This window comes from Nostoc sp. FACHB-110, from assembly GCF_014697425.1.
Classification (GTDB): domain Bacteria; phylum Cyanobacteriota; class Cyanobacteriia; order Cyanobacteriales; family Nostocaceae; genus Nostoc_B.
The window spans coordinates 1-8,703 of record NZ_JACJRU010000081.1 but is presented as its reverse complement, the minus strand read 5'-3'; the positions used below and the strand labels follow the sequence as shown (position 1 = coordinate 8,703).

The following is an 8,703-nucleotide window of genomic DNA, read 5'->3' as shown; positions in this document are numbered from 1 at the left end:
CAAGAGGAGAAAAGGGAAACTACAGTACACAACGTGTAAAATTTAACGTTGCTTCTTCCGCTTAATTTTTTGTTACATACTTATGAATTTTCCCCACGACTTACTTAATAGTGAAGTCGGCAAAGGTAGCTGCTTTACCGTTCGCTTACCTTACTCGGAAGCTTCTCTATTTAGCCAGATTTCCACTAGTTCGCTCTTGAACGCTCACCAGGATCTGACTGAAGAGTTTTCTCCAGTTCAGGCTGTGGTAACTACTCCGCCCCCAAAGCAACCTCTAATCCTATTGGCAGAAGACAATGAAGCGAATATTGAAACCTTAGCTAGCTATCTCCATAACCAAGGCTATCGATTAATCCTGGCAAAAAATGGACGAGCAGCAATAGATATCGCCATTACTCACCATCCTGACTTGATTCTCATGGATATTCAGATGCCAGGAATAGATGGCTTAGAAGCAATCCGCCAGATTCGCGCCAATCCATCATTAGCCTCGATTACCATCATTGCTCTCACGGCGTTAGCCATGCCTCAAGACAGAGAAAAGTGTCTCGCAGCTGGGGCCGATGAATATCTGCCCAAACCTGTGAAACTAAAGCATCTGGTTACTGTGATTCAGCAGTTGTTGACTCAGGATAAGAGTATAGGCGAGACAAAAAATTCAAAATTCAATATTTAAGAACTCTAGCTGGAATGAGTGCTGAGTGCTGTAAAGTCCTGCGGGTATGGCTGCGTTTAGAGCGGTAGCGGGGCGTTATCGAATGGCCTGACTTTTCCCGTTATAGTATCTTCTCTACTACGACTTTTCAGTCTACTAAAATTAAGATACTTTTACCTGAGAGCGATTGCTGAAATATTCAGTTAACTCAGATGATCTGCTTATTCCACTATTCCACTTTACCAACACCCCATCCGCAGCCACAAGCCCACAATGCGGACACTTTGCCACCAATTTCTTGATCACGATTCTCAAAGCAGGGTCATCAGATCAACACTTAATCAGAAAATCAACCCCTGGATTTTCCCGCAGTCTGCCATCTTCAATCATCGGAAACCGCCGCATCATCTCCGCAACCGCAACAGCCTCACCATCCGGCGTATACACAACCTCACCCGACATCGCAATCACAATCCTCTGCCGCCTTGCCCACTCGAAGGGCGCTCACACCAAACTTGACCTGCTGATTACTGTTTAAGGTTTAAGCGTCCTTTCAATCCTGCGGTCAGGGATAAGCCACATAATTGCAACCAGAACATACAATGCACAGCCAAACCACGGTTTTACAAAAGCAAGGGGAATTGCCGCCGCATAAATCAACACCGATATTTTGCCCTTAAAGTCTCGACCAACAGCCAGAGCCAGCATTGAGTCTCGACCGTGATGAGAAATCAAGGTACGACTCAGAATAAAGTATGCGATCGCTGCCATCAATAGAACTATGCCATAAAAGGCAACTGGTAAAGCAGTAAAGTGATTTTCGCCCATCCAAGCGGTAGCAAAGGGAATTAGGGACAACCAGAACAACAAATGCAGATTTGCCCAGAGAGTTCGCCCGTTTACTTGCTTGGCTACCTGTAGCAAGTGATGGTGGTTGTTCCAGTAAATTCCAACGTTTACGAAACTTAAGACATAGCTCAAAAATATTGGTAGCAATGGGCGGAGTGCAGCTATATCGCCCCCATGAGGGACTTTCAATTCCAACACCATGATGGTGATGATGATGGCGATTACACCATCGCTAAATGCTTCTAATCTTCCTTTCCCCATTGTTTTCCCAGGTCTTGTTTTGCTTTGTAAATTATCTTCCTGGTAAGCTCACAGCGTCTAATCTCCTTAATTTTTTTACCCATCATGTAATCACAGTTGGCTGTTCTCTACCTGTCAAGGTGCGAATTTGAGCAATTTCATCAGCAATTGTAATTAAATCTGCTAGTGCTTGTTGCGGATCGAGGTTTTGTTTAGCCGTATCTGGTTCGTAAGATTCTAGATAAACTCGCAAAGTAGCACCCTGTGTACCTGTACCAGATAGCCGGAAGACAATGCGAGAGCCGTCAGTAAAGCCGATGCGAATCCCTTGTTTTTGACTAATGCTGCCATCAACTGGGTCGGTGTAGCTAAAGTCATCGCTATACTTAACTTCATACTTACCAAATCGTTTTCCTTTCAGGTTTGGGATTTGCGATCGCAGTTGTTCTATTAGGGTGTTAGCTCCCTCGGCATCTACTTCTTCATAATCATGGCGAGAATAGTAGTTGCGTCCGTAGGTTTGCCAGTGTTCGCGGACAATCTCTTCTACAGATTGTTGTCGTACTGCCAAAATATTCAGCCAGAATAGCACTGCCCATAGCCCGTCCTTTTCTCGAATATGGTTGGAGCCAGTGCCAAAGCTTTCTTCTCCACAGAGAGTAGCTTTATCTGCATCTAATAAATTGCCAAAGAACTTCCAACCAGTGGGTGTTTCGTAGCAGTCAATTCCCAACCGTGCTGCTACTCGATCTACTGCCTGACTTGTAGGCATAGACCGTGCTACTCCTGTTATACCCGCCTGATATCCTGGAACTAGCTTCGCATTGGCAGCTAAAATCGCTAGACTATCGCTGGGGGTAACGAAAAACCTCCGCCCTAAAATCATATTGCGATCGCCATCGCCATCGGAAGCTGCACCAAAGTCTGGGGCATTTTCTCCATAAAGGATATCAACTAATTCGTGGGCATACACTAAATTTGGATCGGGATGTCCGCCGCCAAAGTCCTCCAAAGGTGTACTGTTACGCACACTTCCAGATGCTGCGCCTAAGCGATACTCAAACAAAGTATGGGCATAGGGGCCAGTCACTGCATGAAGCGAATCTATGCACAGCCGGAAGTTACCAGAAGTTAAAAGTTGATGTATGCGCTCAAAATCAAACAAAGACTCCATTAACTTTTCATAATCCTGCACGGAATCGATGACTTCGACAACCAATGCTCCCAGTTGAGATTCACCCAAAGTTTCTAAATCTACATCTGGTGCATCTAAAATTTGGTATTGGTCAATTATTTTGCTGCGCGCGTAGATATCTTCTGTTACTTTTTCCGGTGCAGGCCCCCCGTTACTGATATTGTATTTAACGCCAAAATCACCTTTTGGGCCACCCGGATTATGGCTGGCCGACAGAATAATGCCCCCAAGAGTCTTGTACTTGCGAATGATGCCAGATACGGCAGGAGTTGACAAAATTCCTCCCTGACCGACCTTAACTTTACTTACACCGTTAGCCGCAGCCATTTTCAGGATAGTTTGAATGGCTTGGCGATTGTAATAACGACCATCACCGCCTAAAACTAATGTCTGCCCTTGTAAGTCTCCTAGCGTATCAAAAATAGATTGAATGAAATTTTCTAAGTAGTGGGGCTGCTCAAATATACTTACTGCTTTCCGCAGCCCAGAAGTGCCGGGCTTTTGATCGGCAAAAGGGGTAGTAGAAATTGTTTGGATATTCGTTGAGATGTCTAAATAACTCATTTTCTCTTTCCCCAAAAGGTGGAATGCTCAAATATTTAGTATAGGGAATTGCGATCTGCGCCCAAATTTTTTTTAATTCTGTGCCACTCTCAAATAAAACTGTGTAGCGACAAACTGAGTATCTCTCCTTGTTGGATCTACGTTTTCGACTACCTTTGTTATACCTACAGCAATCAAACCTTGACCAAAAATTTCACTGGTTGCTGCGTCAAGTTGTTTTTGTGTTGCACCCGTTTGGCTCAAATCAATTGATGAAACTTGAGAAATATAAGGTTTATTCAAAACTAGTTGATTTGTGGAGAAACAAGGAGTTGTGATACAGCGAATACCATTGTCTTTTAGTCCCGCAAAAGTACCTTTCGCTGGGGCATTTGTAGCGGCTATGAATGCTTCTTTTACTCGCAAATTCCCAAACTCCCCAATGCCGGGAAATGCCACTGGCACGATGTTACCTCTGAGAAGCAAACGACTACCATCATCATTTTGGATTTTTGCCAATTGGTCAGGTGAAACTTTTAGCGAACTCAAATCAATTGCAGATACATAGCATTCGGAGCGAAAAACACCATCGATGCAAGGAGTAGCTTTCAAGTTAACCTGCTTGATGAAATATCCACCACATATTGGCGAAGCACATCTGCGAAAATCTCTCCGTATTGTGTAATATCCCCACTGGGGAAATTCTTGATTTTCGACAGTGACAGCAACAGAATCAGTAGTTTGTGGAGCCAAAATATCTTGAGCAGATACTTTGGTGAAAAATCCATTGGCGACTATTATTGCACCTACTAGGGGAATGATTGAGTATTTGTGGTTAAATGATTGTTTGTTCATGGTAACTTTCGATTTTCTTTGACGGTTTAGTACTTTGATAAGAGTAGAATTTCTCGCAAAACCTAATGAAATACTTGTACTCTGGGATATTAGTTAACAAGGCAGGTTGAAATACCAGTACTTTTACACTACTCGCCATAGGTTAAAAAAACTCTACGGGAAAGCTTAAAGGAATTTTAAGAACTTACTATTTTAAGCGATCTCCCAAGTGCGGAAATTCACCACATCTGTAATATTGCTAATTGTTTACATCTTGTAAGAGAAATATTGCGCTCATTTGCGTAAAAGCACATACTCAAGATGTAAGCTTGATAGAAAACAGTGGTGTTGGCAAACTCTAGCCCAAATTCATGAATAATGGTTCCATTCAGAAAATTCTACTGTTAGCTGCCAATCCCATCGGCAGTAGATATCTGCGTTTGGGTGAAGAGATGCGAGAAATTGAGGAGGGGTTGAAAAGATCAAGAAATCGAGAACGATATTCCATAGTCACAGCCCAAGCAGTGCGATACCGAGATATTCATCGGGCAATCCTGGAACACGAACCGCAAATCATTCATTTTTCAGGACATGGGGCAGGAGAAGAAGGTTTAGTTTTTGAAGATGAAACGGGAGCAGCAAAGTTAGTTGATGCAGAAGCATTAGCCGGATTGTTTCAGTTGTTTTCAAAGCAAGTGGAGTGTGTAGTTCTCAATGCTTGCTATTCCCAGGTGCAAGCAGAAGCGATCGCACAACATATTCCTTGCGTTATTGGTATGAAGAAAGCGATTGGAGATCGGGCGGCGATTGAGTTCGCGGTAGGGTTTTATGATGCGTTAGGAGCTAATAAATCCTATGAGTTTGCCTATAAGCTCGGCTGTAACGCGATTAGAACGGCAGGAATATTAGAACAGGATATTCCCACTTTCTTGCAAGCCGCCCAGATTGAGCCAATGTCTGCGAAGGCTCAACCGCTTCAAAGAGCGTTGCCTTCTATCTCAACAACACCAATAACTAGCCAACGAGTTTTTATCAGTTATCGCTCTCAACAGCCAGATGCCGGACTAGCACAAGAATTTTACAACCAACTGGTAACAGCCGGACACGAAGTCTTTATGGCTGGGGCAAGTATTAGCTGGGGACAGAATTGGGTAGAACGCATTGATGAGGAATTGAAACGCTGTGATTATTTCCTACTGCTGCTGTCGGAACAATCAGCAAGCAGTGATATGGTGGCAGGAGAAGTCAGGACGGCGAGGGAGTTGCAGGCGAAACTGGGCAAGCCCGTCATTTTGCCAGTGAGGATCAATTTACCTTTTGATGACCCGCTCAATTACGAATTGCGAAGTTTCTTGCAAACTATTCAGCAACGGCAATGGCAATCTGATGCAGACACACCAGTTATCTTATCGGAAATCCTTTCACTTTTATCAACAGGATCAGCACCTAAACCCCTAGCCGAAGAAATTACTCCTACAGCAATTGTGGGAAAACAAGATCGCCCACCGTTGCCCGTAGCAGAATTAGAACTCCCAGGCGGGACGATACAACTAGCTTCTCAGTTTTACGTTCAGCGAGAGCCTTGGGAATCACGCAGCTTAGAGCAGATGGAAAAAAACGCCGGGCTGATTCGGATCAAAGCCCCGCGACAGATGGGAAAAACTTCCCTTTTAGCCCGGATTTGCCACCGCGCAACAGAGCAAGGGTATCGCACGGCTACCTTAGATTTTTTGGAAACTGATGAGACAATTTTTGAAGATTTAACTGTTTTCTTAAAACGGTTTTGTGCGTTAATCAGTCGCAAGTTGGGGATCTCGCCCCGAAAAGTGTCCGAATTTTGGGATGAGGAATTATTCGGGCCCAAGGAAAACTGCAATGATTACTTTGAGCAGTGCATATTGGTAGATTTGACGGTTCCCTTATTTTTGGGCTTGGACGAACTAGATAGGCTGTTTCCTTACAATGCAGTGGCCAAAGAATTTTTAGCCCTGTTGCGCTCTTGGAATGAAAAAGCCAAAGTAAATGAAACTTGGGCTAAATTACGGATGGCGATCGCCCATTCCACAGAATCTTATGTGGTGATGGATACCAATTCATCTCCCTTTAATGTGGGGCTGGCTGTAGAGTTGCCAGAGTTCAACCAGGAGCAAGTTTTAGATTTAGTAGCACGACACGGGCTGAGTTGGGAGGAAGAAGAAACCAGACAACTGATGGAGATGGTGGGCGGACACCCTTACTTGGTGCGCCTTGCTCTTTATCATATTGCTCAAGGGGATTTGACCTTAACTCAACTTCTAGCTACAGCCTCGACTGATGCAGGTATTTATGGCGAACACCTGCGGCGGCATTTGTGGAATTTACAGCAAAACCCAGAGTTAGCCGCAGCATTCCAAAAAGTGGTGGCAACAGATAAACCCGTGTGTTTGCCCACAATGTCAGCTTTTAAATTAAATGGGATGGGTTTAGTCAGCTTGCAGGGGAATGAAGTGATTGTTCGCCATGAGTCTTTGTACCGTCCTTATTTCCAATCGCGCTTGAGGATAAGGGAATGAGAGACTCAACCAACGGCAGCTATGGCTATCAAGTGGGGGGAGCCTTGGGTCAAGACGTTCCCTCTTACGTCACAAGGGCAGCAGATCGCCAGTTTTATGAAGCTCTGCAAGCGCAAGAATTCTGCTACGTCCTCAACTCTCGCCAGATGGGAAAATCTAGCTTGATGGTGCGGACTTTGGCTCGGCTAAAGTCAGAAGGCTGGGAGGGGATCGTCTTGGATTTTTCAGCTAAGGACAGCCAAGTTGAGCAAGCAGAACGCTGGTACAACGGGATCATTAATCAACTCAATCGTCATTTTGGCTTACTTGATAATGCCCGTACTTGGCTCAAAGAAAGGGATTTTCTCTCGCCAGTAGAACGCTTAGAAGAGTTTATTGAAACGGCGCTACTGCCGGGAATTAACCAGCGTATCGTTATTTTCATCGACGAAATCGACAGCACCCTCAACCTACCTTTTACTGATGACTTTTTTGCTTTGATTCGTGCTTGTTACAACAAACGAGCCGACAATCCTAACTACAAGCGGCTGACCTTTGCACTGTTGGGCGTGGCGGCTCCGGCTGAGTTGATTAGCGACAAGAAACGAACTCCTTTCAATATCGGTCAGGCGATTGACCTTAAGGGCTTTGGGTTTGAGGAAGCGCAACCTTTGGTGCAGGGGTTGGAAACAAAAGCCGACAATCCCCAGGCAGTCTTAGCAGAAATCCTCAAGTGGACAGGAGGGCAGCCTTTTTTAACCCAGAGGTTATGTCAGTTGGTTGTAGATAACCCAGAGTTCATCTCTGCGGGAAAGGAAGCTGAGTTTATTGACAAGTTGGCGCACAATTGCTTGATTGACAATTGGGAATCTCAGGACGAACAGGAGCATTTGAAGACCATTAGAAATCGCCTGTTGAGTAACGAACAGAAGGCAGCATACTTGCTAGAGTTGTATCGGCAAATTCGCCAAGCTGGAAAACTCAAGTCTCAGAATACTTCCGAAGAACGGGACTTGCAATTATCTGGGTTAGTGGTCAAGCGAGATGACAACTTAATCGTTTACAATCCCATCTACGAACAAGTCTTTAACGAGCAGTGGATTAATACTGAGTTAGGTAAATTACGTCCATACTCGGAAAATTTTCGCTTTTGGTTAGCTTCGGGTGGAACTGATGAATCTCGGTTGCTGCGAGGCAATGCGTTACAAAAAGCAGAAGAATGGGCAAGAGATAAAAATTTAGGCTATCAGGATAAACAATATTTAGCAGCTAGTAAAGAAAAGGAAATAGAGGAAGAGATTGCTGTCAAGCAACAAGAAGCTGCTTTGGAAAGAGAGAGACAGGATAGGGAGGCGGCAGAAGCGAGAAATCAATTGCTTAGTGAGGCAAATAAAAAAGCTCAACGGCGAATTAGCGTTGGTGTTGTTGTTTTGATTGTTGCAGTTTTGGGGGCAGCAACTGTAGCTGGATTTGCTAAACAAAATGTTGATAAATCTAATGAGCAAGTTAAGACTGCTAACTCGCAGGTTGATAAAGCTAATGAAAAAGTTAAAACTGCTGATGCTCAGGTTGATACAGCTAATAAACGAGTTCAAACTGCTAACTCTCAAGTTGCTAAGGCTAATAAAAATTTAGAACAAGCCCAGATAAAAATTAGAGAAGCACAAACAAAAGAACAAGAAGCCAATAATAATGCTGTACGAGCAATAAACCAAGAACAACAAGCAAGAAAAGAAGTAGAAGACGCTAAGAGGATGTTTGGAAAGTATTAAACGAATCAATTAAGCCAGTCTTCTCAGCATTAACCGAATCATTGCAACTTGCACAAATGTTTCATGGGTCTGCGGTAAAATCTC

The 8,703-nt window shown here is 44.0% G+C and carries 7 protein-coding genes; 3 read left to right on the top strand and 4 right to left on the bottom strand.

The window, feature by feature from the left end:
• The first annotated feature begins 82 nt into the window (after nucleotides 1–82).
• Nucleotides 83–676, top strand: a complete 594-nt coding sequence (locus H6G69_RS33125) for a response regulator (protein WP_190693957.1) — start codon at nucleotides 83–85, stop codon at nucleotides 674–676.
• A gap of 309 nt (nucleotides 677–985) precedes the next feature.
• Here the strand turns inward: H6G69_RS33125 and H6G69_RS34610 are convergent, their stop codons facing one another.
• From H6G69_RS34610 to H6G69_RS33105, 4 genes are all read right to left on the bottom strand, one after another.
• Nucleotides 986–1,117, bottom strand: a complete 132-nt coding sequence (locus H6G69_RS34610) for a hypothetical protein (protein ID WP_277883510.1) — start codon at nucleotides 1,115–1,117, stop codon at nucleotides 986–988.
• A 72-nt stretch (nucleotides 1,118–1,189) separates the two neighbouring features.
• Entirely contained in the window at nucleotides 1,190–1,765 is a 576-nt protein-coding gene (locus tag H6G69_RS33115) for a TMEM175 family protein (protein ID WP_190693956.1), read from the bottom strand.
• A gap of 82 nt (nucleotides 1,766–1,847) precedes the next feature.
• On the bottom strand, nucleotides 1,848–3,503 hold the full coding sequence (locus tag H6G69_RS33110) for an alpha-D-glucose phosphate-specific phosphoglucomutase (RefSeq protein ID WP_190693955.1): 1,656 nt from the start codon (nucleotides 3,501–3,503) through the stop codon (nucleotides 1,848–1,850).
• 72 nt (nucleotides 3,504–3,575) lie between these two features.
• Nucleotides 3,576–4,337, bottom strand: a complete 762-nt coding sequence (locus H6G69_RS33105; protein ID WP_190693954.1) for a DUF6748 domain-containing protein — start codon at nucleotides 4,335–4,337, stop codon at nucleotides 3,576–3,578.
• 350 nt (nucleotides 4,338–4,687) lie between these two features.
• On the opposite strand from H6G69_RS33105, the gene H6G69_RS33100 reads away from it, so the two are divergent.
• Both H6G69_RS33100 and H6G69_RS33095 read left to right on the top strand, forming a co-directional pair.
• A complete protein-coding gene (locus H6G69_RS33100) occupies nucleotides 4,688–6,868 on the top strand; it encodes an AAA-like domain-containing protein (protein WP_190693953.1) in 2,181 nt (726 codons plus the stop codon).
• A complete protein-coding gene (locus H6G69_RS33095; protein WP_190693952.1) occupies nucleotides 6,865–8,619 on the top strand; it encodes an AAA-like domain-containing protein in 1,755 nt (584 codons plus the stop codon). The genes H6G69_RS33100 and H6G69_RS33095 overlap by 4 nt, the downstream gene beginning before the upstream one ends.
• Nucleotides 8,620–8,703 lie beyond the last annotated feature (84 nt).

Coding starts and splice junctions, on each gene's coding strand:
- H6G69_RS33115 (WP_190693956.1), bottom strand. CDS start 1,765: ATGGGGAAAGGAAGATTAGAAGCATTTAGCGATGGTGTAATCGCCATC.
- H6G69_RS34610 (WP_277883510.1), bottom strand. CDS start 1,117: ATGTCGGGTGAGGTTGTGTATACGCCGGATGGTGAGGCTGTTGCGGTT.
- H6G69_RS33105 (WP_190693954.1), bottom strand. CDS start 4,337: ATGAACAAACAATCATTTAACCACAAATACTCAATCATTCCCCTAGTA.
- H6G69_RS33100 (WP_190693953.1), top strand. CDS start 4,688: ATGAATAATGGTTCCATTCAGAAAATTCTACTGTTAGCTGCCAATCCC.
- H6G69_RS33110 (WP_190693955.1), bottom strand. CDS start 3,503: ATGAGTTATTTAGACATCTCAACGAATATCCAAACAATTTCTACTACC.
- H6G69_RS33095 (WP_190693952.1), top strand. CDS start 6,865: ATGAGAGACTCAACCAACGGCAGCTATGGCTATCAAGTGGGGGGAGCC.
- H6G69_RS33125 (WP_190693957.1), top strand. CDS start 83: ATGAATTTTCCCCACGACTTACTTAATAGTGAAGTCGGCAAAGGTAGC.